The sequence below is a fragment of the Acinetobacter sp. 24-47-66 genome (assembly GCF_056779755.1).
The window spans coordinates 78,213-101,719 of the sequence record NZ_JBWYIL010000005.1 but is presented as its reverse complement, the minus strand read 5'-3'; the positions used below and the strand labels follow the sequence as shown (position 1 = coordinate 101,719).

26 protein-coding genes are annotated in these 23,507 nt (G+C 37.9%); 11 read left to right on the top strand and 15 right to left on the bottom strand.

Annotation, left to right across the window (positions count from 1 at the left end; genetic code table 11):
• The first annotated feature begins 36 nt into the window (after positions 1-36).
• The 3 genes from AC1M84_RS06815 to AC1M84_RS06805 all read left to right on the top strand — a co-directional run bounded on the left by AC1M84_RS06815 (position 37) and on the right by AC1M84_RS06805 (position 1,407).
• Positions 37-456: a hypothetical protein gene (locus tag AC1M84_RS06815; protein WP_481594700.1), complete on the top strand. Its 420-nt coding sequence runs from the start codon at positions 37-39 to the stop codon at positions 454-456.
• A gap of 154 nt (positions 457-610) precedes the next feature.
• On the top strand, positions 611-736 hold the full coding sequence (locus tag AC1M84_RS06810; RefSeq protein ID WP_481594699.1) for a KGW motif small protein: 126 nt from the start codon (positions 611-613) through the stop codon (positions 734-736).
• 248 nt (positions 737-984) lie between these two features.
• On the top strand, positions 985-1,407 hold the full coding sequence (locus AC1M84_RS06805; RefSeq protein ID WP_481594698.1) for a hypothetical protein: 423 nt from the start codon (positions 985-987) through the stop codon (positions 1,405-1,407).
• A gap of 82 nt (positions 1,408-1,489) precedes the next feature.
• On the opposite strand, the gene AC1M84_RS06800 is transcribed toward AC1M84_RS06805, so the two are convergent.
• Complete coding sequence (locus tag AC1M84_RS06800; protein WP_481594697.1) at positions 1,490-3,232, bottom strand: FAD-dependent oxidoreductase; 1,743 nt, start codon at positions 3,230-3,232, stop codon at positions 1,490-1,492.
• Between the two features lie 159 nt (positions 3,233-3,391).
• Here AC1M84_RS06800 and AC1M84_RS06795 point away from each other — a divergent pair, with 159 nt between their 5' ends.
• Positions 3,392-4,300 (top strand): LysR family transcriptional regulator, encoded by a 909-nt coding sequence (locus AC1M84_RS06795; RefSeq protein ID WP_481594696.1) that lies wholly within the window; start codon positions 3,392-3,394, stop codon positions 4,298-4,300.
• Positions 4,293-4,610: an NGG1p interacting factor NIF3 gene (locus AC1M84_RS06790; protein ID WP_481594695.1), complete on the top strand. Its 318-nt coding sequence runs from the start codon at positions 4,293-4,295 to the stop codon at positions 4,608-4,610. Before AC1M84_RS06795 ends, AC1M84_RS06790 begins: the two co-directional genes overlap by 8 nt.
• Here AC1M84_RS06790 and AC1M84_RS06785 read toward each other — a convergent pair.
• From AC1M84_RS06785 to AC1M84_RS06770, 4 genes are all read right to left on the bottom strand, one after another.
• The gene (locus tag AC1M84_RS06785) at positions 4,559-5,629 is read right to left on the bottom strand and encodes a helix-turn-helix domain-containing protein (protein WP_481594694.1); all 1,071 of its coding nucleotides are present in this window, start codon (positions 5,627-5,629) and stop codon (positions 4,559-4,561) included. The genes AC1M84_RS06790 and AC1M84_RS06785 overlap by 52 nt on opposite strands.
• Before the next feature lie 180 nt (positions 5,630-5,809).
• The gene (locus AC1M84_RS06780; protein ID WP_481594693.1) at positions 5,810-6,694 is read right to left on the bottom strand and encodes a DUF6670 family protein; all 885 of its coding nucleotides are present in this window, start codon (positions 6,692-6,694) and stop codon (positions 5,810-5,812) included.
• A gap of 292 nt (positions 6,695-6,986) precedes the next feature.
• Positions 6,987-7,736, bottom strand: coding sequence for a nitroreductase family protein (locus AC1M84_RS06775; RefSeq protein ID WP_092767080.1), 750 nt, complete (start codon positions 7,734-7,736; stop codon positions 6,987-6,989).
• 56 nt (positions 7,737-7,792) lie between these two features.
• On the bottom strand, positions 7,793-8,593 hold the full coding sequence (locus tag AC1M84_RS06770) for an enoyl-CoA hydratase-related protein (RefSeq protein ID WP_481593461.1): 801 nt from the start codon (positions 8,591-8,593) through the stop codon (positions 7,793-7,795).
• A gap of 103 nt (positions 8,594-8,696) precedes the next feature.
• Between AC1M84_RS06770 and AC1M84_RS06765 the strand changes: the two genes are divergently transcribed.
• Together AC1M84_RS06765 and AC1M84_RS06760 are read left to right on the top strand one after the other, a co-directional pair.
• Positions 8,697-9,278 carry a nicotinate-nicotinamide nucleotide adenylyltransferase gene (locus AC1M84_RS06765; RefSeq protein WP_481594692.1) on the top strand — a complete coding sequence of 194 codons (582 nt, stop codon included), beginning with the start codon at positions 8,697-8,699 and terminating at the stop codon, positions 9,276-9,278.
• 32 nt (positions 9,279-9,310) lie between these two features.
• Entirely contained in the window at positions 9,311-9,868 is a 558-nt protein-coding gene (locus tag AC1M84_RS06760; protein ID WP_228143107.1) for a YceI family protein, read from the top strand.
• Positions 9,869-9,895: 27 nt separating this feature from the next.
• Here AC1M84_RS06760 and AC1M84_RS06755 read toward each other — a convergent pair whose 3' ends face one another.
• Entirely contained in the window at positions 9,896-10,777 is an 882-nt protein-coding gene (locus AC1M84_RS06755) for a LysR family transcriptional regulator ArgP (protein WP_481594746.1), read from the bottom strand.
• A gap of 101 nt (positions 10,778-10,878) precedes the next feature.
• Here AC1M84_RS06755 and AC1M84_RS06750 point away from each other — a divergent pair, with 101 nt between their 5' ends.
• A complete protein-coding gene (locus AC1M84_RS06750) occupies positions 10,879-11,481 on the top strand; it encodes a LysE/ArgO family amino acid transporter (protein WP_481593459.1) in 603 nt (200 codons plus the stop codon).
• Positions 11,482-11,873: 392 nt separating this feature from the next.
• Positions 11,874-13,994: a TonB-dependent receptor gene (locus AC1M84_RS06745; RefSeq protein WP_481594691.1), complete on the top strand. Its 2,121-nt coding sequence runs from the start codon at positions 11,874-11,876 to the stop codon at positions 13,992-13,994.
• A gap of 58 nt (positions 13,995-14,052) precedes the next feature.
• Here the strand turns inward: AC1M84_RS06745 and AC1M84_RS06740 are convergent, their stop codons facing one another.
• The 3 genes from AC1M84_RS06740 to queC form a co-directional block, all read right to left on the bottom strand.
• Positions 14,053-14,514, bottom strand: a complete 462-nt coding sequence (locus tag AC1M84_RS06740) for a peroxiredoxin (RefSeq protein ID WP_481593457.1) — start codon at positions 14,512-14,514, stop codon at positions 14,053-14,055.
• Positions 14,515-14,607: 93 nt separating this feature from the next.
• Positions 14,608-15,021 carry a hypothetical protein gene (locus AC1M84_RS06735; RefSeq protein WP_179997886.1) on the bottom strand — a complete coding sequence of 138 codons (414 nt, stop codon included), beginning with the start codon at positions 15,019-15,021 and terminating at the stop codon, positions 14,608-14,610.
• 16 nt (positions 15,022-15,037) lie between these two features.
• Positions 15,038-15,706: a 7-cyano-7-deazaguanine synthase QueC gene (gene queC / locus AC1M84_RS06730; RefSeq protein ID WP_481594690.1), complete on the bottom strand. Its 669-nt coding sequence runs from the start codon at positions 15,704-15,706 to the stop codon at positions 15,038-15,040.
• Between the two features lie 275 nt (positions 15,707-15,981).
• Between queC and filA the strand changes: the two genes are divergently transcribed.
• Complete coding sequence (gene filA / locus AC1M84_RS06725) at positions 15,982-16,857, top strand: putative pilus system protein FilA (RefSeq protein ID WP_481594689.1); 876 nt, start codon at positions 15,982-15,984, stop codon at positions 16,855-16,857.
• Positions 16,858-16,929: 72 nt separating this feature from the next.
• On the opposite strand, the gene queE is transcribed toward filA, so the two are convergent.
• Positions 16,930-17,640 (bottom strand): 7-carboxy-7-deazaguanine synthase QueE, encoded by a 711-nt coding sequence (gene queE / locus AC1M84_RS06720; RefSeq protein WP_092767073.1) that lies wholly within the window; start codon positions 17,638-17,640, stop codon positions 16,930-16,932.
• Between the two features lie 110 nt (positions 17,641-17,750).
• Positions 17,751-18,572 carry a 2,3,4,5-tetrahydropyridine-2,6-dicarboxylate N-succinyltransferase gene (gene dapD, locus AC1M84_RS06715; RefSeq protein ID WP_179997889.1) on the bottom strand — a complete coding sequence of 274 codons (822 nt, stop codon included), beginning with the start codon at positions 18,570-18,572 and terminating at the stop codon, positions 17,751-17,753.
• 298 nt (positions 18,573-18,870) lie between these two features.
• Here dapD and carO point away from each other — a divergent pair, with 298 nt between their 5' ends.
• The gene (gene carO, locus AC1M84_RS06710; RefSeq protein ID WP_481594688.1) at positions 18,871-19,614 is read left to right on the top strand and encodes an ornithine uptake porin CarO; all 744 of its coding nucleotides are present in this window, start codon (positions 18,871-18,873) and stop codon (positions 19,612-19,614) included.
• A 94-nt stretch (positions 19,615-19,708) separates the two neighbouring features.
• Here the strand turns inward: carO and AC1M84_RS06705 are convergent, their stop codons facing one another.
• From AC1M84_RS06705 to cysT, 4 genes are read right to left on the bottom strand one after another with little or no spacing between them, the layout of a single operon-like run.
• Complete coding sequence (locus AC1M84_RS06705) at positions 19,709-20,638, bottom strand: CysB family HTH-type transcriptional regulator (RefSeq protein ID WP_092767071.1); 930 nt, start codon at positions 20,636-20,638, stop codon at positions 19,709-19,711.
• Between the two features lie 55 nt (positions 20,639-20,693).
• Positions 20,694-21,755 (bottom strand): sulfate/molybdate ABC transporter ATP-binding protein, encoded by a 1,062-nt coding sequence (locus AC1M84_RS06700; RefSeq protein WP_035267206.1) that lies wholly within the window; start codon positions 21,753-21,755, stop codon positions 20,694-20,696.
• A gap of 12 nt (positions 21,756-21,767) precedes the next feature.
• The gene (cysW, locus tag AC1M84_RS06695) at positions 21,768-22,658 is read right to left on the bottom strand and encodes a sulfate ABC transporter permease subunit CysW (RefSeq protein ID WP_481589027.1); all 891 of its coding nucleotides are present in this window, start codon (positions 22,656-22,658) and stop codon (positions 21,768-21,770) included.
• Positions 22,655-23,488 (bottom strand): sulfate ABC transporter permease subunit CysT, encoded by an 834-nt coding sequence (gene cysT / locus AC1M84_RS06690; RefSeq protein ID WP_035267202.1) that lies wholly within the window; start codon positions 23,486-23,488, stop codon positions 22,655-22,657. The genes cysW and cysT overlap by 4 nt, the downstream gene beginning before the upstream one ends.
• Positions 23,489-23,507: the final 19 nt, after the last annotated feature.

Sequence of the window (23,507 nt, the reverse complement as noted above, 5' to 3'; positions counted from 1 at the left end):
TATATACTGAAATTTAGGTGTGGATAACATATTAAAATGAAGTATTGCATATTTTTAGGTTTGATCAGTGTAGTCCTATCAGGCTGCTATCCTGTTTATAAAACCATTCGTTTACCTTTTGATGCTCATATTGTGGATGAAAATGGGAAAAGAGTAGAAGGTGCAGATGTTCTACTCATTACGGAACAGCATCCTGCTAAAGTACCCCTCAAGTTTGTTCTTATTCAAACTGATGCCGAGGGTATAGCTATTTTTAAAAGTGTAAAAGAATGGAAAATGGAGAATTTAATCATTCATGGTATACAAAATTACAGTTGGTCGATGTGCGTTTCTAAAGCGGGTTATGGAACTGTTGATAATATTGCACTGAGTGATTTTCCTAGTCAAAAGATCAATGTTGTTTTAAAGAAGACGGAATATGTAAGTGAGGATTGCTCGAGTTGGCTGAAAGAGTAGATTTGTTTTTTATTACAATTAAAAATTGGTTTGTTTTTTGCTTTTATATTAGTGTGAAAGAAAAGTTTATTTATTGCACAATTTAGATGCATCTATGCATAGATGCCAAGAATGACAATGCTGCTGTTGTAACACTAATCAATGAGGTGGTGATATGAATAAAGCGTTAGTAATGACCAATAAAGTAGAGTCACGTCAAAAAGGTTGGAAGCTATTTTTCTTCATTGCAGGTCTACAAATTTTGTTTTTAATCGCAGGATATCTAATTTCTATCCAGTAATATAAAAATGCTTGAAAATTCTTTTATTCTTTATGTAAAAGTTTAATGATATATAGAATAAGCTTTAAAGGTTGAATAGGAGCTTTTAAAAAAGTTAACCAAAATCATGGGTTTCACATTTACAAATTAATAGGCTATTGAACTTGGCCAATTAATACATGAAGCTTATTGTAAATTTTTACAAAACAGTAAAAGTAATTTAATTAAAAAATAATAAACTTAAATTTGTTTTTATTTAGGAGAATACAATGAAAAATATTATTTTTATAACAATGATTGCTGTATTGGGCTTAACAGCATGTGATCAAAAGTCAAAAAATGTTGAAATAAAAAATGACATACAGAAGACACAAGATATCGTGGTTGGTGATGAAATTATCGCTAGCAATATGATGCAAAATAAAAATTTACGAATACTTGCAGAAAATACAAACTTATCGAAAGACAATACATATTATTATCAGCTTACTCTTGAAAATCAGGGCAATCAGCCGATTACTATCCGTTCTGATCAAATTAAGCTAGTGGACTCTAAAGGTACTGAACACAAAGTTGGATTGATTGATCGTGAGTTAACTGAGCCACTTGATCCTAAGAAAAAAATTGTAGGGATTGTCGCATTTGAGAATGTAAAAATTGGTACTCCGAAATTTATTAAGTTAGTCGATTAGAAATACATATAAAAGCCGAGAAGAACTCGGCTTTTATAAAAATTGATGTGCATAATGTTTAACAAAATCGTCTTTGAAAATTTTAAACGATTAATTGCACATGTCTAAGAACTGCTTTCAATGTACTTTCATAATCAAAAGCATCGTTGGTACTGTCTTGATAACGCCAAGCAACATAGCCATCTGGACGTACTAAAACAGCACCAGACTCATGAATTTCAGACTTCGCATTCCATGTACCATAGACATCACGATAATCTCTTGAACCGATTTGAATAACATCTAAATACCCAAGATTAAGTTTTTCAGCAGCTTGTTTCCAGCCTTTGCCTGAGAGGCCTGTGAGTAAGGTAAAATGACCTTTGCCCGTAATATCTAGAGTTGAAACTTTTTGACCTTTAGCATTGATGAGCCAAGTATGCGGTACTTTTGCTCCAGGGCGTGTAGTGGCTTGTAGGTAAAGTTGATCATCTTGTTTAAATACTTCAGGTTCTGATTCAGAGATGACAGCATTTGAGCTATAACGCTGATTCAGTTCAACACCTTGAGCATTAAATTCAAAATTTTTAATTGCTAATGCATTGTAGAGTTTTGTACGTATTTCAGCGCCTTGTTCATTTTCAGCAAAAATACGCTCCAGCATTTGCTTTTGGGTTGTTACACCTTGATCAAAACCAAAAACTTCTTTGAGGTGTTTATAATCAAATCGTGATTGGTTGGCACGTGCAACAATTTGCTTACCTACAGGCGCACGTTCAACGGTATAAGAATCGAGAAGCGTAGGTTGAGACCAACCTTTAACTGCATATGCAAGTTTCCAACCGAGGTTAAAGGCATCCTGCATGCAGGTATTTGAGCCTAAACCACTTGATGGTGGATGACGATGTACGGCATCGCCACCACAGAACACGCGACCTTTCGAATATTCAGTTGCCCATGTTTGGTTCACGTACCAATAAGACAATTTTTGAATTTCGACATCTTCTACATGCTCACCAACGAAGGCATCAAGGCGTGCGCGAACTTGTTCTTCAGTCACTTGAGGCTCACCTTTAGAAATATCGAAGCCCCAACCCATAATCCACTCATTCCATGGGGTGATAGCACGCAATAGCCCCATACCTAAATCACCAAAACTGGCTTCAGGATTGACAATCCATTGCAAAATCGCAGGACGGTGCTGAACGTATTTAGACAAATCTGCCTTGAAGGTTACATAGACTGTACCAGCCCGTGCCATCACGCCTTCAAGGGGTAATCCAAGCTGTTCAACGACTTTTGAACGTGCACCATCCATTCCCACCAAGTATTTGGCGCGTAAATTGAATTCGGTATTGGTTATCCGATTGAGGAAAGTCGCAGTCACACCGTGTTCATCTTGTACGTGAGATAAATATTCAGTATTGAAGTTAAAAATAGCGCCTCGCTCAGCCGCATTTTTAACGAGTAGCGCTTCCATTTTAGGTTGGATAAGATCTACTAAAGGGCATGGACTTCCTTTGATATAATCGCCATGACGTTCATCGCCTGTGCCCCAAGCACTGATACGGGCAATTTCTTCGCCGACTAAACTGGTTGTGATCAGGCTTTCACCCATGTGTTCCCAAGGTGTTGCGATTTCCTTCACCTGTTCTTCGATACCTAAATCACGGAGGACTTCCATGGCACGTTGATTAGTAATATGTGCACGAGGACTGTTGGCTAACCAATTAAACTGGGTAAACAATTGAACTTTGACGCCATAATTGGCAAGGGCAAGCCCCAGAGTTGAACCAGCAGGACCAGTACCAATGACAAGAACATCAGTGTCAAAATGTTGAGACATGCTTTTTCCTAAATGAATTGAATACATGGGGAGAGTTTTTGAATTGAGTCAGTCTAGAAAAAAAGTGCAGTGATCTATAGTCGTATTCATATAAACTATCGATCTATATAAAATTCAAAGTAATGAACGTGCACTTATGCACGATGGGCTGATTGAGATATGGAATTACGACATTTACGGTATTTTATGACTGTTGCGCAAGAGCAAAGCTTTACTAAAGCTGCCGAAAAGCTCTATACCGCACAACCATCACTCAGTCAGCAAATTAAAGATCTTGAACACGAAGTCGGTGTTACTTTATTTGATCGGACCACTCGTAAAGTCAAACTGACTGATGAGGGGGAAGCATTTTTAAAATACGCAGCTTTGACGCTGGACAATGCCAAGCAAGCTGTAGCTGCAGCTAGACAGGTCGCTCAGCAAAAGAATAATCAGATTCACATTGGATTTTTGAATGTGGCTGAACTGAAACTGATGCCTAGCATTCTGGCGCAGTTAAGAAAGAATATTCCTAATCTTAAAATTCATTTACACAGTTTGACTTGTACTGAGCAAATACAAAAACTTAGAAATGCTGAACTTGATATATGTTTTACTCGATACAAAATGGATCATTCAGATTATGAAGATATCCATATTTTGACAGAACAAATTTATTTGGTGGCTGCAGACAATCTTCATCCTTCAGAACGGACATTGAAACTACAAGAATTAAAAAATTCATCAGTCATTATGTGTGAACAAAATGCTTCACCAATATTCTATGACAAATTAAATGTTTTAGTTCCCTTCGAAAAGATGGATGATCAAATGCTGTGGGTGACTAATGTATTACAGCATATCAATCTGATTAATTTGGGAATGGGCTTTAGTTTTGCTCCCGAATACCTCCTGAAGTTTTTAAATCATAATATCAAAATTGTTAAAACAGATGAGCAATTACCACAGCTTGGTCTATATGCGAATTATCATCGTCATTCAAACAATATTGCATTGAAAATGATTACTGAAGCCCTTATGCAAATGACAACAGAGCGGAAAAGCGCGGAAGAGGTCATTAATGCTTAAACTGATCTATTTTGTACCAGAATCACATCTAGAGTTGACGAAACAGGCAGTATTTGAAGCAGGTGCAGGCGGAATTGGTGATTATGAGCAATGCGCTTGGCAGGTCAAGGGCTTAGGTCAATTTAAACCTGTCAATGCGGCTCAACCTTTTATAGGTCAAGTTGGAGAGCTTGAACAAGTTGAAGAATGGCGTGTAGAAACTATTGTGCCTGAAGATAAAGCCATAGAAGTGGCACGTGCATTAAAAGCCAGTCATCCTTATGAAGAACCAGCTTTTGAATTCTTACACATTATTTCTATTGACCCATGATCGGTTGAATTTTGTATGCGCTGACGATACGAGGATGGAGATTCTCCTGTCCAATATTTGAAGGCTCGAGAAAAGGCTGATGGCTCTGAAAACCCTGTTAAATAGACAATTTCATCATGTTTGAGTGCGGTTTTCGCTAGTAACTGACGAGCAAGTTTTTGTCTGAATGACGTTAGAACATTCTCGTAATTCGTTCCAATATCTTTGAGTGAAATTTGGATTTTACGCGGGGAGAGTTTAAGAATTCTTGCGATATCTTCTAGAGCGAATTGTCTTAATTTTAGTTGTTCGCCTAAAGCCTCTTCAATTTGAATGACTAGTTCATGTTTATCTACAAGTTCAATGTGCTTCTCAATGATAGCTTGATGTAACAGAAATAAATCAGGCTGAGCAGACGGAGAGGCATATTCTAGAATTTCTGCTTTGAATTTTATACAACCATAAGGCTGATTAAAATAAACTGGGCAATGCCATAGCTCATGATATAAGTCCTGAAATTCTGTATTGTCGTAGCTGAGCCAAATTTCTTGTGCTTGAAATTTTCCCTGACTGATATAATCAAAAAAAGATAAAACAATGGTAATCGTACATTCTAAATAATGACGGACAGGGTGATGAAAACCTTTTAGGGTAACGGTGTCATCTTCTATGTGAAGTTCAATATCCAATCCTGTAGTGAAATATTGATAGTATTTCATTGCTATTTTTAATGCATCGCCAAAATTTGCACTACTTAAAAAAATGTATTCAAAAAGTTGACCACGAAAAGTGGGGAGATGGTGACCGACAGTTAAACCAATATTGGAATTTTGTGTAATAACTTCTGTGAGTTCCCAGAATTTTTTTTGAACACGATTGTCATATCTTAAATCGCGTTGAGGATAGTCGATTGGATGTTGTAACGCATTTAATTGCGAAAATATTAAATCCACATCAACGCCCATATTTTGCAGTGTCTCGTATACCATGCTTGGAAAAATACCAGCATCAGTTCTGATTTTACTTTTTCTTGCGCTCATACCGATATTCAAGACTCAAGTCATGCATTGGAAAAACTAAGGATGCTCTATCCTCAGTTTAAAATGCTGAAATTATAATGTTGAAATGAGTTTAGAAATAATTTGAATGAATGAACATGTCTTTAAATGTCAAAGCCCCATCTCATGAGGCTTAATTATTGAAAGTTTATTTTGAAGCGCTTAATTGCTTATAGGATCAATATACTCAATATAACCTCGACCCTGAATATGCTGACCTTTGAATTGACCTGAATATTGGTAACTACCTGCATAACCGCCAGCCATACCATATTTAAAGTCGCCATTAGCCTTGCCATAAATAGAAATCAGAAGATTGCCTTGATCATCATTGACTTGCCATTCAAAGACTCGAGGTAAACGCATTTTAATGCCATTTGGTGTAGTTACAGGTTCAGGCTCATATTCATGCACCACAGATTCAAGCCCTCGTTCGTATATTCCTCCATGATGATCTACAGAACGAACATAAACACGACTTTGCAAAACTAAGCCCATTGGACCATGAGTGTCCACAAATAAGACTTGAGTGTGGTTATTAATATTTAAGATTTGATAAGTAAAAAATCGAATGGGAATGTTGATATTGACACCACGTGCATATTCGAAGGTGCATAGACCTTGAACTTGAGTTTTCTGTCCATCGATTTCTAAATATCCTTGGTACTCACAAAGCAGTGACCAATGTTCATACATGCTTCCGGCGAGTTTAACGAAATGTGCGATTTTATCAGTCGCTTTTAATTTAATTTCATAATTGAAAGCATGACCTTGGCGAGTTGCTTTAATGTCTGGGTAGTTAACCTCTATAACTAAGTCATTACCGAATTTGAGATATTGACCATTAGTCGCCAGTAAACATTCATGCTGTATACTATATCCAGAAAATAAATTAGGCTGCGTTGCAGCAGTACCAATTAATAGATTTGCGGTATCTAAATCTGAAGTTTTTATTAAATGAGAATTTCTGAATATTTTAACGAGAGGTTGTCCTGCAACCACAATCATATTTAAGAAGTTGAATGGGGCAGGTAGATTGGGAATCATGATCCCGTAGTGTACACAGGTATATTTTCCGAGAGGTGTGTGGATCGCAGTGTTTGCATCAAAAGCTTGACCATTTACTAGAGCTGAAATGATCTATATGTTTAACAATGCTTGAGGGAAGTTTAATTTTCATCTTATTCTCAATTAATATTTTGGCTTAAAATCATTTTTGGAAAAATACAATCAAAAATATAAATCGAGATAAAAGAAAAAAATTGACACTACAAACAGTAAGCAATTGTTTGAAGTGTCAACACGAAAAATAAGTCATCAAAAATGTGTGATATTACATTTAAACTTTTTGAATAAATAAGTCTCGATCGAAACGATATTGTGGGAAGAACACACCATCTTCAGCACGCTCTCCCGCACCAATGACCATAATTGGAAACTCTTTAGCATTTAGCCCCAATGTTTTACATACTAAAGGTTCGTCAAAACCTTCCATCATACAACTGTCGAATCCATAAGCTCTGAGCGCGAGTACAAGATTTTCGCAGGCTAAAGCTGTTGTCTTCGCTGCCCAAAGTTTGGCATCCGCAGGTGTAAAAGCGGTAACAGGCATTTGTTTGTCAAAAGTACGTGCTACTTTGAAAGTTACTTTCTTAAAGTTACCAATTGCATTTAAGTAACCCGTTTTATAATTCAGTGGAATATAGGTGTAATATTTTTTGACGAGTGGAGGAATCTCAGGAAATGGAAATTCTTGAATATTCAGCTTTGCCATTTCATTAATTCGATCTGTACGTGCGACACAGACAATCAATTCAGCCGCTGTGCGCGCAGCCCATTGATTTAGACACGCTTTTACAATCTTTTGTTTCTTTTCAGGATTTTGGACAACATAAAAAGTCCAAGGTTGTAAGTTAGATGAATTAGGGGCCAAGAGTGCTAAATCTAAACATTGATCGAGGATATCAGACGGTATAGGTTTTCCTGTAAACTTCCGAACAGATCGACGACTGGTCACGACCTTTTTGAAATTTTCAACATCAATGCCTTGTGGTGCAGGTTCGTAGTAGCGTTTTTTTTCAGTCGTCATGATCCATTCCTTAGATAGAGAGTATTCACCGAGTCGTGAGACTCGGATCTTTTAGCTTAATTAAATTGTGTGAAATCAGGTTTACGTTTTTGCATAAAAGCTTGTACAGCTTCCATCATTTCTGGAGAACCGACGCGCCCCATAAAGATTACTGCTTCATGATCAATCCAGGACACGATCTCATTAACATCATGTTTCATTAAGGCTTTAGATTGCACGAGAGAAGCAAGTGGTAGTGAAGCCAGTTGAGTGGCTTTTTGAGCGGCAGTTGCATAAACGTCAGATTCAATACTGTTGATCAAGTTTGCAGCCAATGCTTTTTCACTGTCGAATTTATCAGCAGTTAATAAAAGTTCTGCTGCTTTCACATGACCTGCTTGACGTGCTAGTAATTTACTAGATGCGCCTTCAGGTGAAAGACCTAAGCTTACAAATGGAATTTGGAACAAAGCAGTGTTATCTGCATAAACTAAGTCACAATGCAATAAGATCGTTACGCCAATACCAATTGCGACACCACGTACCGCAGCAATCAAGGGTTTAGAAAATTTAGCAGCAGATTTTAAAAGCACAAAAGGAGGACCATCTTCTGGACGAATTTGATCTTTCATCGCCGCAGATTTCATGAAGTCTTGCATATCATTACCAGCACTGAAATCCGCATCTTCGCCACGTAAAATGACCACACGAACAGCTTGATCTTTGTCTGCTTCATCAAGGGCTTTGGCGATCCAGAGGTATAATTCGCCGTATAATGCATTTTTGGCTTTAGGACGATTAATCGCCAAGGTCAGCACACCATCTTCTAATTTTGCATTTAAATGCTCATGAGGTTGTTGAATACAACTTAATGACATCGTACTATCCTTGCTTTCAATTAATATAGATTTTATGAAATCTATTATGTCGTATTCTGGCGAAGAGTGACATAACTGATCAGTTCATAAACGTGACTTGGCGATGAATTATAAATTTGATTATTTGGTTTATATCGGACGTTTTCAGCCTTTTCATTTGGCACATATGGAAACCATTAAAATTGCGCTAACGCATAGCCAGAACGTTATTTTAGCGCTTGGTTCTGCTCAATTAGAGCGGAATATAAAAAATCCATTTTTAGCCATTGAACGTGAACAGATGATTTTGTCTAACTTTTCTCCTGATCAACAGGCAAGAATCAAATTTGTACACGTCATTGATGTTTATAATGATGAAAAATGGCAAAAATTGGTCAAATCTTTAGTGGCGAGTGTAGTACAGCCAAATGATCAAGTTGGCTTAATCGGTCACTTTAAAGATGACTCATCCTATTACCTCAAATTTTTCCCAGAATGGGAGATGTTGGAACTCGATAGTTTAAAAGGTGCAATTTCTGCAACACCACTTCGCGAAGCATACTATCGGGGGGAAATTATGGAAAAAGAACTTCCCCACGGAACCATTCAATTTTTACAAGCGTTTCAAAACTCAGAAATTTACCAACAACTGAAAACTAAATACCAACGTCAAGACAGTACAAGTTTGAGTGCATCAATTGAATGATTGTGTTTAACACAAGAAAACCGAGGGAAATCGTGCGTACTATTACACAAATGAGTTTGGCCACAGTGCTGTTATCTGCTTCTGTTTTTGCTCAAGCGCAAACATGGACACTATCACCTAGCAGTAAGATCAGCTTTGATATCCGATCTGCAGGAATGTCGATTGTAAATGGGCAATTTCAAAAGTATCAATCACAGATGAATTTTGACCCGGCACAGCCTAATCAAGGTTCAGCTAAATTTGTGATGGATGTGAATAGCCTTAAACTGAGCAAAAACTCTTTAAAGGATATGGTCTTTGGTGACAGTTTCTTTCATGCAAGCAAATATAAAACTGTGACCTTTCAAAGTAATCAAATTCGTGCTTTAGGAAATAATAAATACAAATTTGATGGACAACTCACTATGCGTGGTGTGACACGCCCAGTTTCATTTGATACAACTTTAACTCCAAATGCATCGAATCCAAATGTGTTGAATGTACAATCTTCAACAGTCATCAACCGTAGTGATTTCGGTATGCGCAAAGCGATTGGTGGAATTGGCGAAAAAGTGAATATCAAGCTTGAAGGGCAATGGAAAGCCAACTAAATTGAGAAAAAGAAAGCAGTGATTCAATCACTGCTTTTTTAATGTCATAAGTATGTCAGTAATATGTTTGAGTTGTGGGGACTGCTGTTTCCAATGATGCCAATATAGATCAACGTCTTGTGTTGCCTCAGGCAACAAACAAATCAATTGTCCTTGATCGAGTAAGTCTTGAATTTGCAGTTCAGGCACCATGCCATAGCCTAAGCCGAGTTGGATTGCATCGACAAATGACTTAGAAGAGGGGACATAATGATATGGATAACTAGATTGCGGTAATCCAAATTGATTCAGTAGAACCGTTTCATGTAAATGATCTTTATCATTAAAGATGACCGCAGGCGCACGGCGAAAGGAATCTCGATTTAGTCCGTTTTTAAACCATGCTAATTTGAATTCTGGCGTACACACCATTTGATAACGCATCGTGAACAAAAATTCTGAGTGGCAACCTGTCATGGGTTGGGATTCAGCGCTTATACATGCATTTACATAGCCTGATTCCATTAATTGATGCGTATGATCCTGATCATCTATTCGAAGTTGTATTGTGATTTTATGCTCTATTAACTGTTCAGCAATCGCAGGCAAAAGCCAAGTTTCTAATGAATCTGCATTCGTTCCAATGATAATTTTATAAAACTCAGAATTTTGATTTTTTCCCTGAATAAGCTGCAGAACATTTTCTTCTTGACGCTTTTGCCGTAATAAATGTTCAAGCAATATTTCACCTGAATGTGTCACACGACAAGGTCGTTCTCTAAGAATTAATGTTTGACCAATCTGCCGTTCCAATTGTTGGACACGAAGAGTAATTGCAGCCGCAGAGAGACAAAGCTTTTTAGCTGCCAGATCAAAACTTCCAGTTTCCGCCACGGTGATAAACGCGACACAGTCTTTATAATTGAAAATCATGATTTAATAAAACTTAATGAACTTAATATTAATTTAATAATACTCAATTTGAGATTGAATTGTTCATAATCCGCCTAATGATAAATATTAGGTGTTTTATGTCTTTATCCGTACTGTTTAATGGCTTTGTAACGAGTTTAAGTTTGATTATGGCGATAGGCGCTCAGAATGCTTTTGTCCTTAAACAGGGCTTAAAAAAAGAATATGTTCTGTCTATTTGCCTCATTTGCGCCTTTTCAGACTCACTTTTAATTTTGGCTGGTGTATTTGGATTTGGGAAGTTTATCTCAGACCATCCACAAGTGATGACATATGCACAATGGGGTGGGGCTATATTTCTAGTGGTATATGGTTTACATCATTTTTATCAAGCATTTTCGACCAAAAAATCGATGTGTCTTGATCATCATACGGCTGTTTCATGGTTTAAAATTATTCTCATTTGCTTGGCATTTACATGGCTGAATCCTCATGTGTATTTAGATACTGTCGTGCTTGTAGGCGCAATATCGACGCAATTTGAAGATCACTTATTATCGTTTGCCATAGGTGCGATCACGGCATCATGGTTATTTTTCTTTAGTTTGGGTTTTGGTGCGCAATATCTATCAGCTTACTTTCACAATCCCCGCGCATGGCAAGTCTTGGATATTTTGATTGCTTTAATCATGTGGTACATCGCCTATAACTTAATTAGTTAACTAGAAATTAAAGCATGGAGTTGTGCAAAAAACCTTTTAAAAGACAACTTTTATTTTCCAAATGTTTGATCACAGCATCTGTAACTCTAAGAACCACCTCATAATTTTTGGTCATATTTAAAATTTTAATTAATACTGTCTTAGATTATTCATGGCTAGATTCACTGTGCTTCGATCGATAACTTGATATTTATGCTTACTTAAATTTTCAAACTAAGTCGCTCTGAATAAGTTGGACGAGATACTTTTCTAAGGTTGTAATATGATCGAATATAACTGTGAATTAGTTAAAAACAAAAGTAAATATTAATGATAAATTAATTATAAATAAAAATCATTATCATTTAAATTGTGTATGATGTGCCCAAAACCGTATATAAGAGGGCATCCACGTGAAAAGAAATCTATTATTTCTGTCTTTAGTTTCTATACCGTGTTTTGCAGTTGCGCAAGAACCAACACAATTGGCAACCATTGTAGTAAAAGCAGACTCACAAGAAACCGATGTCACAGGTAAACTGAAAAAAAAAGCTACACTGAATATTTTAGGTGAAAAGGATGTGTTAGACACGCCGTTTACCATCCGTAACTACAGCGATCAAGCCATTCAAGATGCACACGCGCATACCATTATGGATGTCTTAAAGATCGACCCAAGTATTCGTACCACGACCAATAGTGGGCATCTCAATGAAAACTTTAGTATTCGTGGTTTTGGTGTGAATTGGGAAGATTACAATTTAAATGGTACTTATGGCATGGCACCTACGGGGCGTGTGACCACAGATATTCTCAATTCAGTGACGGTGCTCAAAGGACCGAATGCACTTGTTGCAGGGATGGCACCGGGTGGAAGCGTTGGCGGTGTAATCGTTGCAAATACGAAACGTGCAGACAAAGAACTTACCCGTGTCACCGCGAATTTCGAAGAAGAAGGTTTTTATAAATCTGGCTTTGATGTTGCACGCCGCTTTGGTCAAGATCAACAGTTTGGTGCTCGCTTAAGTGCCAATTATGGACAAGGTGAACATGTTGTTGATGGCCTAGAAGATGAAAGTACCTCAGCCGTATTAGCATTAGATTGGACCACTGATAAAGCAAAAGTGAATTTTGATGCTTATGTGACGGATGATAAACGTGAAGGTGGTTCGCCTGCGATGGTTTCATTTGCACAGCTTGGCAAAGTCTTAGATGCACCTGACGGTCGTAGTAACTTTTTCCCGAATATCCATGGTAAACAATCAGCACAATATGTTGGATTGTCAGGTGAATATAAATTACTAGATAATTTAAAAGTCATTGCTGGCGTTGGTACTGCAGAACAAAAATATCAAGGGCATCTTTTTGGTACACGCATGATCGTAATCAATGATGCAGGTGACGCGAACTCTCAATATTATCATGTAAAATTAAAGCAAAATAATACCTCAGCAAACTTAGGTTTAGAGGGTGCATTTAATACTGGATCAATTGAACATAAAATTGGTTTACGTGCAGACTACTTAAATATTGAAACAGTGAAACATAAAGGACAAGGATCTACAGCTGTCCCATTTGTCACCAATCTCTACGATCCAAGCCACGAAGGTCATATGCCAGAGCAGGCGCCTGAAATATTTAAACAGGCCGATAATGATTTCATCAGTTATTCATTCACTGATCAAATTTCAGTGCTTGATAATAAATTACAATTCATTTTAGGTGCACGTTACCAAGATATGGACATCAAAAATCCATTGACTGGCGTTGAATATAGCGAAGATAAAGTCTCACCAAGTTTAGGGATCGTGGTGAAACCTTGGGGTGAAGATATCTCGCTTTATGCAAGTTATGTAGAAGGGTTGTCTCAAGGCAATACTGTAACGACGGAAACAGATGTGAATTTTGGAAAAACATTCGCACCATTCCAAACTAAACAGTATGAGATGGGCGCAAAATATCAACATGGTTCTTGGTTACATACCCTTGCTGCATATCAAATTGAAAAACCAAGTACAATTACAGAGTTTTATGCCACCCCGATCAATGGATCGACTCAGATTACGACAGATGGTGGTGAAACTACCTCAAAAGGACTTGAGTATGGATTCTCAGGCAATGTCACAGATGATGTGATTATTTGGGGTAACTTGGCTTATATTGATGCTGAATATACCAAAGGTATGAGTGGAAAAGTTGAGCTTTCGGGAAATACAGTAGAAGGTCAACCTGAGTTCACAGCAGGGCTTGGCATTGAGTATAAACTCCCGGTGGATGGTTTAAGTGTGAATGCACGTGCTAACTATGTAGATAGCCAATATCTCAACAATACCAATACGCTCGAACTTCCTGACTATACGTTACTCGATATCGGTGCGAAATACACAACCAATCTTGGCGGTGTAGATACGACTTTCCGTGCCAATATTGACAACGTCACAGATGAAAAATATTGGGCGGGTGTATTTAACAGTGGCTTTACCACATTGGGTGCAGGACGTACCTATAAACTTGGCGTAAGCTTTGATTTCTAATCGTAGTTAAAAAGAAGTATAAATAGATGAAACCCACGTCAATCGTGGGTTTTTTTTATTATTTTTGCAAAGCTTTTAAATCTTCAAGCACTTGTTCAGCATGCCCTGCAGCTTTGACTTTACGATATTCTTTAACGAGTTTACCTTGATGAAAAATAAAAGTTGAGCGCTCAATCCCCATCACTTTTTTTCCATACATATTTTTCTCTTTAATCACATCAAAGTGTTGGCAAAGCACTTCTTCTTTATCGCTAATCAAGTCAATTGTTAAAGCTTGCTTTTCGGTGAAGTTTTGATGGGCTTTTACTGAGTCTCTAGAAACACCGAAAATAGTGGTATGAAGCGCATCAAACTGATCTTTCAAACATGAAAAACCAATAGCTTGCGTTGTACACCCAGGTGTTGAATCTTTTGGATAAAAATAAATGATGAGCCAATCTGTATTCAACTCAGTTAAATTCACAGAACCTGTAGTCGTTGGGAATGTTTGATTGGGTAAACTAATCGTTTCCGTTGACATTATAATTTCCTCAAAAGTTGTCACTACATTTATAGGGGAATTCAAAAAAATAGCCACACGAGGTGGCTATCTTATACCTTATACAAGCTGCAATTATTTTTTAGCTTGTGCTGCTTTCATTGCTTCCTCTGTTAACGACTGTAGCTTAGACGTTAACTGTGGGCCGAAGCATGCTTGAAGATCAGTATTCTGTTTCTTCACGATAGCTAAAGTAGAAGGGCTTTTCTTTTGGTTAATCGCACTTTGGATTTCCCATTTTTGAGCATTAGTTAGCTTGCCGTCTGCTTCAATTGCACATGTACAATATTTGCTGACTTCAGCAGCAGAAAGCTTGTTCCCTTTAGCAGTTTCTTCCTTACAAACATTAATCAGTGCAGATTTTACGTTAGTACTTTTGTAGGCTTGCTGCATTTTATTATTCGGCTCATTTGCTTGAGCAGCAGAACCGAAAAGTGCTGCAGCAGAAACAATGGCTGAAAGAATAATGTTTGATTTTAAATTTTTCATATATGGCACCCTGTTATTACGGTATATAACGAGTTGGGTCTTCAACGCCAGCATCTGCAAAACCTTGTTTACGCAAACGACAGCTGTCGCATTTTCCACAAGCTCGTCCTTGGTCATCTGCTTGATAGCATGACACCGTTTGACTGTAGTCTACGCCATGTTCGATGCCTAAGCGAATAATATTTGCTTTGGATAATTGTAGTAAAGGTGTTTCAAATTTAAGAGGTTTTCCTTCCACACCTACTTTTGTCGCTAATCTTGCCAAATTAGCAAATGCTTCAATAAATTCTGGTCGACAATCTGGATAACCTGAATAATCCACCGCATTAATTCCAATTACGATGGCTTCTGCGTCAAACACTTCTGCTGCTGCAAGTGCATAAGACAGGAAAATCGTATTACGTGCTGGAACATAAGTGACAGGGATGCCTTCTTGTTCTTGATCAGGAACATCAATGGAATGATCAGTTAATGCAGAACCACCTAAATTACCCAAATCTATATTAATCACGCGATGTTCAACGCCTGCTTGTTGTGTCAGTTTACGTGCAGCATCCAATTCAGTTGTTGAGCGTTGACCATACATAAAACTTAAAGCGATACATTCATAGCGTGCTTGCGCCCAAGCCAAGCAAGTCGTTGAGTCTAAACCACCTGATAACAATACAATGGCACGAGGGCGCATAGGAGAACTCCAAAAAATTAAAGTAAATAAAAAATGAATTATAACTGATTATATAAAGAATAATGGGGTATAAATTTTTTGAATATATAGATCTGCAGAAGTCACAAAACTAAATGAGATCATTATAAAGAACGTGAAAGTTCGTTTTAGAAGATGAGATAAGATTCTCTTTCGAGTCGAATAAAGTTTAAACAGTTGTTGTTTTTATTTAAATATTAAATATAATTTAACAAATACTTGATTAAAACTTACAAAAATAATTTTACGGAATGAAAATGAATCAAATTAATACTTTAATTTTAACCACTGCTGCGTTGATCAGTACAAATTCTTTTGCATTTGAGGAGCTTTCAGATCAAGAATTGTCAACCTATGCAGCACAAGATGGTATTACGATTAGCCTTTTACCAGGTGGACCCATTCAAGCTGATTTGATTTGGCACGATAACAGTGGATTCGGACCAGATTACAACGAAGGAAACACAAAAGCAGGTGCCTTAATTTTCGGTACTGCGAATGGGCGTAGTAAAAATCCATTATCACTTTCTTCTGGTTCGGCAGATATTAGTATTACTTTAAAAATCGATGCACAAGGAGGGAATAGTACTACAGGGCCTTTCCTGAATTTAGGTGTATTTGTTCCTGAAGATATTATTATTAATACCGGTGATATTTGGGTGGGTAAATCGGGTCAAGTTAGTCCAACAGGACGAGGCTATAGTGACCCCGTTAAAATTATGGATAATATGAAATTTTATGTATCCAACCTCTCAACCAATATTCAGCTCGGTTCAGCACCTCAAGGCAGTCTTTTAAAACTTAATGGAATATTTAAAGATGGTTTACGTTTAGAAGGCTTTAAAGTCCACGATCATGATGGTGGTGGCGCATTTGGAATAGAATTTATTAATTTAAAAAATACTCAACCAGGGCGTTTTGGCATCAATAATCTTGATTTTGATGTTGCAGGTTCGATACGTACAGATGGACTGGAACTCAAAATAAATCGTCTTGGAGATCAAAATGGCTTTAATGCCATGTTATGGGGAGTAGGCGTTGGAGATGCATCATCAATAAATAATAAAATTGGGGATATTTCAATGAAAGGGATTAATTTAAATGGCACGACCATTAAAGTGTCAGCGCACTAAAAGATCATTTTCTCTTAAAAAAACAGCACAAAAAGTGCTGTACTGTTTTTAATTTGAGCTATTTGTTACATTTTAACGACCTGTTTCGTCATTCCAGAGCAACTTATGTAATTGAAGCTGGAAACGAACTGGTAAGTGATCCTCTAAGATCCATTGTGCTAAATCACGCGCAAGTTGCGGTAACTTTGCAGCACCTTTTTCTACAGCAAACGCAGGTGAGAACCAAACTGTACTTACACGCTTGTGCAATTCATATTGATTCACTTGTTGTTTAGACCATTCATAATCTTCACGATTGCATATGACAAATTTAATCTGATCATGTTGAGTTAAATGGTCTAAATTACTCATTAAATTACGTGAGTCTTCACCTGAAGTTGGTGTTTTTAAATCTAAGACTTTAGAAACTCTACGATCCACTTTTGAAACATCTAGCGCTCCACTCGTTTCAAGTGAAACTTCACAGCCTAAATCTGCTAGACGCTCCATGAGCGGTAATGCATTGGGTTGGGCTAATGGTTCACCACCAGTAACACAAATATAAGGTGTTTTAAAATCAAGCGTGGTCTGGATAATATCCTCTAAAGACTGACGTTCACCGCCTTCAAAAGAGTAGGTGGTATCACAATAAGTACAACGCAGTGGACAACCTGTTAAGCGTATAAACACTGTAGGTAAGCCTGAAGTGTTGGCTTCACCTTGTAATGAATAGAAGATCTCCGTAATACGTAACCCCGCAGACGGATCAGAAACAGGAATAGCGGAAGATCGCAAATTACTCATATCGACAAAACCAAACTAAAATAGAGATTATATAAAAGAAAAATCTCTACGATTATTACTAACCGTAGAGATGTGGAGTGTAACTCCAAATACTATAAAGTATAAAAAAATTAGTCAGCGCGTAATAAGTCGTTCAAACTTGTTTTAGCACGAGTCTGAGCATCGACTTTTTTCACGATGATTGCAGCATACAAGCTGTATTTACCGCATTTTGAAGGAAGGCTACCAGAAACAACAACTGAACCTGCTGGAACACGGCCGTAGTGAATTTCACCTGTTTCACGGTCATAAATCTTAGTTGATTGACCAATGTAAACACCCATTGAAATCACTGAGCCTTCTTCAACGATTACACCTTCAACGATTTCAGAACGTGCACCGATAAAACAATTGTCTTCAATGATCGTAGGGTTCGCTTGAAGAGGCTCAAGTACACCGCCAATCCCAACACCACCAGAAAGGTGAACATTTTTACCAATTTGCGCACATGAACCTACAGTCGCCCATGTATCAACCATTGTACCTTCATCAACATAAGCACCAATGTTGACATAAGATGGCATAAGTACAACATTCTTAGCTTGATAAGAACCTTTGCGTGCAACTGCAGGCGGTACAACACGTACACCAGCTGCTTTAAATTGTTCTTCAGTCCAACCTGTAAATTTAGTGTCTACTTTGTCATAGAATTGGAGATCGCATGATTCGATTGGTTTATTATCATTGAGTTTGAATGACAATAGAACAGCTTTTTTTAACCATTGATGAACAACCCATTCACCATCAATCTTTTCAGCAACACGTAATGAACCATTATCTAAGCCAGCAATTGCTTCCTCGACTGCTTGGCGAATTTCAGCAGGGCAATCTGTAGCTGTGAAGTTTGCACGATCTTCAAACGCTTGTTCGATGATTGACGAAAGCTGAGACATAATCTTCTCTTCCAAAAAAAATTTCCAAGATTTTACACTAAATTGATTATAAAAATTACAATTAATCCTGAAAAAATGTCCGACAATAATGACTATTCTTTATAAGTATGTTAATAAAAGTTAATAAAAGACTTAAGTGCAAATTATTTATAAAACAACAACTAAATCAAAATTGTATCAAAAAATAACAAAAAAGCATCAATTTGAATATTAACCAGCTTTGAAATCTCCATTAAGATGCTTCCGAGTCGAACACATTAATGATTAAAGAACAACTCATTTCTTTGAGGAGAAAAAAATGAAAGTGTTAAAATTACTCGCTGTTACAACAGCATTATCTGTTTCAGGCTTCGCTATGGCGGACACTCAAGTTGTACGTACAGGTAATGTATTTGAAGCTAATCAATTAATCCCTACTGGTGTTCGTGCTGAAGTTGGTACAACTGGTTACGGTGGTGCATTACTTTGGACTGCTAACCCATACGTTGGTCTTGCTTTAGGTTACAACGGTGGTGATATCTCTTGGTCTGATGATTTATCAATCAACGGTACTAAGTATGATGCTGAAATGGATAATAATGTAGCTTATTTAAACGCTGAAATTCGTCCTTGGGGTGCGAGCGAAAATCCATGGGCTCAAGGCTTATATATGGCAGCGGGTGTAGGTTATGTTGATACTAAATATGATTTAGACAAACGTGTTGGTACTAACGCTTCTGTAGAAGTGGATGGTTCTCGTTTTAATGGTGGAGCTAATGGTGTAAATATCGCAGGTAAGTTATCTTATGATAATGAAATTGCACCATACGTAGGTTTTGGTTTTGCTCCTAAAATCAACAAAAATATCGGTGTGTTTGGTGAAGTTGGTGCATTTTATACGGGCAACCCGAGTGTTAATCTAGCTTCTGATAATAATGCTTTAATTGGTAGCGATGATCGTACATTAGGTCAAGCTTTACGTGATCAAGAAAGTGATATTGCTAACAAAGACAAATACGAATGGCTTCCAGTCGGTAAAGTGGGTGTGAGCTTCCACTGGTAAGATCCTATTAAAAAAACGAGCTTCGGCTCGTTTTTTTATGCAAGTTAATGCAAATAATAAAGGCGCTTATAGCACCTTTATTATTTGTAGTTTGTTAATCTTCAGGATAAGCCACACGCTTTAACGCTTTGATATCAGCACTAGGTGCACATAGCGAAATAAACTCGTAACCATATCCACGTAACAAATGACCTTTACGTACAGCAATCCAAGTGGTATTCACCCCGAATAAATCAGTATCAATTTGTTTTAAGCGATGATCTCGTTCTGTATCGTAGGCAACATCGTTGACAATCCCGACACCCATACCTAATTCAACATAAGTTTTGATTACATCAGCATCAAGCGCAGACATCACTAAATCAACATCAAGTCCTGAGTCTTCAAAGGCTTTATCAATCTTTGAACGTCCCGTAAAACCACCGTGATAGGTAATAATCGGATACTCTGCCAAATGTTCTAAGCTAATCTCTCGCGCTGCTATTTGAGTAAGTGGATGACCTTGAGGCGTAATAATACTGTGTTTCCAGTTATAAAAAGGAACACTTGCTAAGTTTTCTTCAGTAGTCAGATTCTCAGTAGCAATACCAATATCTGCATCGCCTAAAAGTAACATTTCAGTGATTTCAGTTGGGCTTGCTTGTTGCAAAATCAAATGAACTTTCGGAAATAATTTTTTGAATGAATTTACAATTGGTGGTAATACATATCGCGCTTGAGTATGAGTGGTTGCGATGGTTAATGTACCTTCATCTACACGATTAAAATCATCGGCTAATCTTTTAATATTGTCTGCATCGACCAGCATTCGCTCCACAATACCGAGCAAAGCTTGACCAGGTTCAGTTAACCCTAATAAGCGTTTACCTTTTCGGATAAATAGTTGAACACCTAATTCATCTTCTAAATCTTTAATATGTTTACTTACGCCTGATTGAGACGTGTAAAGGGCAGCGGAAGCTTCCGTTAAATTAAAATTTTGTCTGACGGTTTCTCGAATAATTCTTAATTGTTGAAAGTTCATAGTCTTTGTTACCTTTAAAATGATGGGGCTATATAAAAGCCCCATCTACACATTTTTATGCGTTTTCTTGTGCAAATAAGTGCAATGTATTAGTCGTTAACCAAACCGATTGATTTGGGCGGAATTGATGCAGTTTAGCTTCATCTGGAGTGAGTAGAATTTCGATGAGATTGCCATCTTGACCTTGAAGTTCGGCAACCACTTTTCCTGCAATCCAAACTTCACGTAAGAACGTTGCTTGAATTGCATTGTCTGTAGGTTGAGCGTGAATTTGAAACTCATCTGGTCGAATGAAGGCAATCACTTTACCTTCAGGTGCATCTTTAGCTAAAGGCAGTTGAATGCGATCATTTCCGATCTGTACGATTCCCGCTTGATTATGACCTTCGAACTTATTGGCTTGACCTAAGAAGTCAAATACAAAAGGCGTTGCTGGTTTTTCATAAACTTCACGAGGTGAGCCAATTTGTTCAACATTACCTTTATTCATTACAATGATTTGATCTGCAACTTCAAGCGCTTCTTCTTGATCGTGGGTTACAAAAATCGAGGTGATGTGGAGTTCATCATGTAAAGTTCTCAGCCAGCGACGTAACTCTTTACGAACTTTTGCATCAAGTGCGCCAAATGGCTCATCCAGAAGTAGTACACGAGGTTCAACTGCAAGCGCACGTGCAAGCGCAATACGTTGACGCTGTCCACCTGACAATTGTGCTGGATAACGATCTGCTAAGAATCCTAATTGAACTAAATCAAGTAGTCGTGTAACCCGTTTTTTGATTTCAGATTCTGAAGGGCGTGTTGAACGTGGACGAACACGTAAACCAAAAGCAATATTGTCAAATACTGTCATATGACGGAATAAAGCATAATGTTGGAATACGAAGCCGACTTGACGTTCACGAACATGAACATTTGTTGAGTCTTGACCTTCAAGGATCACTTGACCGCTGTCGGCAGATTCAAGACCAGCAATAATGCGAAGTAAAGTCGTTTTACCGCAGCCTGAAGGTCCTAACAATGCCACGAGTTGACCATCAGGAAAATCTAGGGAGATATTGTTTAGTGCATGGAAAGCACCAAAGTGTTTTTCAATATTTTTAACTTGAATACTCATCGGATACTTCCTTTAAACTGTAGAATCTTCATTACGTTTGCTTAATTTCTCTTGGCGAATTTCGACCCATGTTTTAAGAATCAATGTCACAATCGCCAATAAAGCCAAGAGGGATGAAACAGCAAATGCTGCACTAAAGGTATATTCGTTGTAGAGAATCTCTACATGCAGTGGCAATGTATTGGTCTCTCCACGAATATGACCCGATACTACAGAGACTGCCCCGAATTCACCCATTGCACGTGCGTTACAAAGAATAACCCCGTATATCAAGCCCCATTTAATATTTGGAATCGTGATTTTCCAAAAAGTTTGCCAGCCTGAAGCACCTAAAACGATTGCCGCTTCCTCTTCTTCTGTACCTTGAGCTTCCATCAGGGGGATGAGCTCACGCGCCACAAAAGGAACTGTAATAAAGATGGTTGCTAGTACAATTGCTGGAACGGCATATAGAATCTTAATGTCGTTATCCATCAGCCATCCACCGAACCAACCTTGAGTACCAAACATTAATACCAACATCAGACCTGCGATTACAGGTGATACTGAGAAAGGCATATCGATAATCGTGGTTAATATGGATTTACCACGGAAATTAAATTTCGCAACAGACCAAGCTGCCGCCACACCAAATACTACGTTGAGCGGTACAGCAATTGCAGCTGTCAGTAAGGTGAGCTTTACAGCCGACAATGTATCTGGATGAACTAAAGCTTGCGCATAAACGCCGATACCCTGTTTGAATGCTTCAACAAAAACTAAAATCAAAGGCAGGATTAAGCAACTGAGGAAGAAAATCATGGCAATGACAATGAGTGTATAACGAACCCAAGTCGGTTCACGCGTCGCATCACGAGATTGCAATTTTTCCGCTAAAGCATTGCTATTTGTATTCAAACTCATTGTGCAGTTCTCCCTGTACGACGACTCGCCCATGCTTGTAACAAGTTAATCAAGAACAAGATAGCGAATGAAATAAGGAGCATGACAACGGCGATCGTTGTTGCACCTGCATAGTCATATTCTTCCAATCGAGAAATAATCATTAATGGCGCAATTTCAGTTTCGAAGGGTTGGTTACCTGCGATAAAGATGACCGAACCATATTCACCCACGCCACGGGCAAATGCGAGAGCAAATCCTGTGATTAATGCAGGGAAAAGAATCGGTAAAATCACTTTGGTTACAATTTGTAGTCGATTTGCACCCAATGCTGACGCTGCTTCTTCAAGTTCAGTCTCTAAGTCACTTAGTACAGGTTGTACTGTACGAACCACAAAAGGTAAGCCAATAAATATCAGCGCTAATGTAATCCCAATAGGACTATAAGCAACTTTAATTCCTAAGGGTTCAAGATATTGACCAATCCAGCCTGTCGGAGCATATAAAGATGTTAATGCAATCCCAGCAACAGCTGTTGGTAACGCAAAGGGTAAATCAACCAATGCATCAACAATTCGTTTACCAGGAAAACTATAGCGCACGAGACACCAAGCGAGTAATAGGCCAAATACAACATTAATGAAGGCAGCAATGAGTGCAGCACTGAAACTTAGTTGTAATGATTTTAAGATACGCTCAGAACTTAAAATCTCCCATAAACCTTCCCAGCCAATACCTAAAGACTTAATAAAAACAGCCGACAATGGTATGAGCACAATTAAAGATAAATACGCTAGGGTAAAGCCTAGAGATAGACCAAATCCTGGCAGCACTCGGGATCGCTGCGACATGACTACTCCTCAAATGAGA

Excerpts from the sequence above, each read along its gene's own strand:
- AC1M84_RS06700 (WP_035267206.1), bottom strand. The coding sequence starts at position 21,755 with ATGAGTATTCAAGTTAAAAATATTGAAAAACACTTTGGTGCTTTCCAT.
- AC1M84_RS06795 (WP_481594696.1), top strand. The coding sequence starts at position 3,392 with ATGGAATTACGACATTTACGGTATTTTATGACTGTTGCGCAAGAGCAA.
- AC1M84_RS06785 (WP_481594694.1), bottom strand. The coding sequence starts at position 5,629 with ATGAGCGCAAGAAAAAGTAAAATCAGAACTGATGCTGGTATTTTTCCA.
- queC (WP_481594690.1), bottom strand. The coding sequence starts at position 15,706 with ATGCGCCCTCGTGCCATTGTATTGTTATCAGGTGGTTTAGACTCAACG.
- AC1M84_RS06815 (WP_481594700.1), top strand. The coding sequence starts at position 37 with ATGAAGTATTGCATATTTTTAGGTTTGATCAGTGTAGTCCTATCAGGC.
- filA (WP_481594689.1), top strand. The coding sequence starts at position 15,982 with ATGAATCAAATTAATACTTTAATTTTAACCACTGCTGCGTTGATCAGT.
- AC1M84_RS06735 (WP_179997886.1), bottom strand. The coding sequence starts at position 15,021 with ATGAAAAATTTAAAATCAAACATTATTCTTTCAGCCATTGTTTCTGCT.
- cysT (WP_035267202.1), bottom strand. The coding sequence starts at position 23,488 with ATGTCGCAGCGATCCCGAGTGCTGCCAGGATTTGGTCTATCTCTAGGC.
- AC1M84_RS06805 (WP_481594698.1), top strand. The coding sequence starts at position 985 with ATGAAAAATATTATTTTTATAACAATGATTGCTGTATTGGGCTTAACA.
- AC1M84_RS06780 (WP_481594693.1), bottom strand. The coding sequence starts at position 6,694 with ATGATTCCCAATCTACCTGCCCCATTCAACTTCTTAAATATGATTGTG.
- AC1M84_RS06770 (WP_481593461.1), bottom strand. The coding sequence starts at position 8,593 with ATGTCATTAAGTTGTATTCAACAACCTCATGAGCATTTAAATGCAAAA.
- AC1M84_RS06800 (WP_481594697.1), bottom strand. The coding sequence starts at position 3,232 with ATGTCTCAACATTTTGACACTGATGTTCTTGTCATTGGTACTGGTCCT.
- cysW (WP_481589027.1), bottom strand. The coding sequence starts at position 22,658 with ATGAGTTTGAATACAAATAGCAATGCTTTAGCGGAAAAATTGCAATCT.
- AC1M84_RS06705 (WP_092767071.1), bottom strand. The coding sequence starts at position 20,638 with ATGAACTTTCAACAATTAAGAATTATTCGAGAAACCGTCAGACAAAAT.
- AC1M84_RS06810 (WP_481594699.1), top strand. The coding sequence starts at position 611 with ATGAATAAAGCGTTAGTAATGACCAATAAAGTAGAGTCACGTCAAAAA.
- carO (WP_481594688.1), top strand. The coding sequence starts at position 18,871 with ATGAAAGTGTTAAAATTACTCGCTGTTACAACAGCATTATCTGTTTCA.
- AC1M84_RS06765 (WP_481594692.1), top strand. The coding sequence starts at position 8,697 with ATGAATTATAAATTTGATTATTTGGTTTATATCGGACGTTTTCAGCCT.
- AC1M84_RS06790 (WP_481594695.1), top strand. The coding sequence starts at position 4,293 with ATGCTTAAACTGATCTATTTTGTACCAGAATCACATCTAGAGTTGACG.
- dapD (WP_179997889.1), bottom strand. The coding sequence starts at position 18,572 with ATGTCTCAGCTTTCGTCAATCATCGAACAAGCGTTTGAAGATCGTGCA.
- AC1M84_RS06750 (WP_481593459.1), top strand. The coding sequence starts at position 10,879 with ATGTCTTTATCCGTACTGTTTAATGGCTTTGTAACGAGTTTAAGTTTG.
- AC1M84_RS06775 (WP_092767080.1), bottom strand. The coding sequence starts at position 7,736 with ATGACGACTGAAAAAAAACGCTACTACGAACCTGCACCACAAGGCATT.
- queE (WP_092767073.1), bottom strand. The coding sequence starts at position 17,640 with ATGAGTAATTTGCGATCTTCCGCTATTCCTGTTTCTGATCCGTCTGCG.
- AC1M84_RS06740 (WP_481593457.1), bottom strand. The coding sequence starts at position 14,514 with ATGTCAACGGAAACGATTAGTTTACCCAATCAAACATTCCCAACGACT.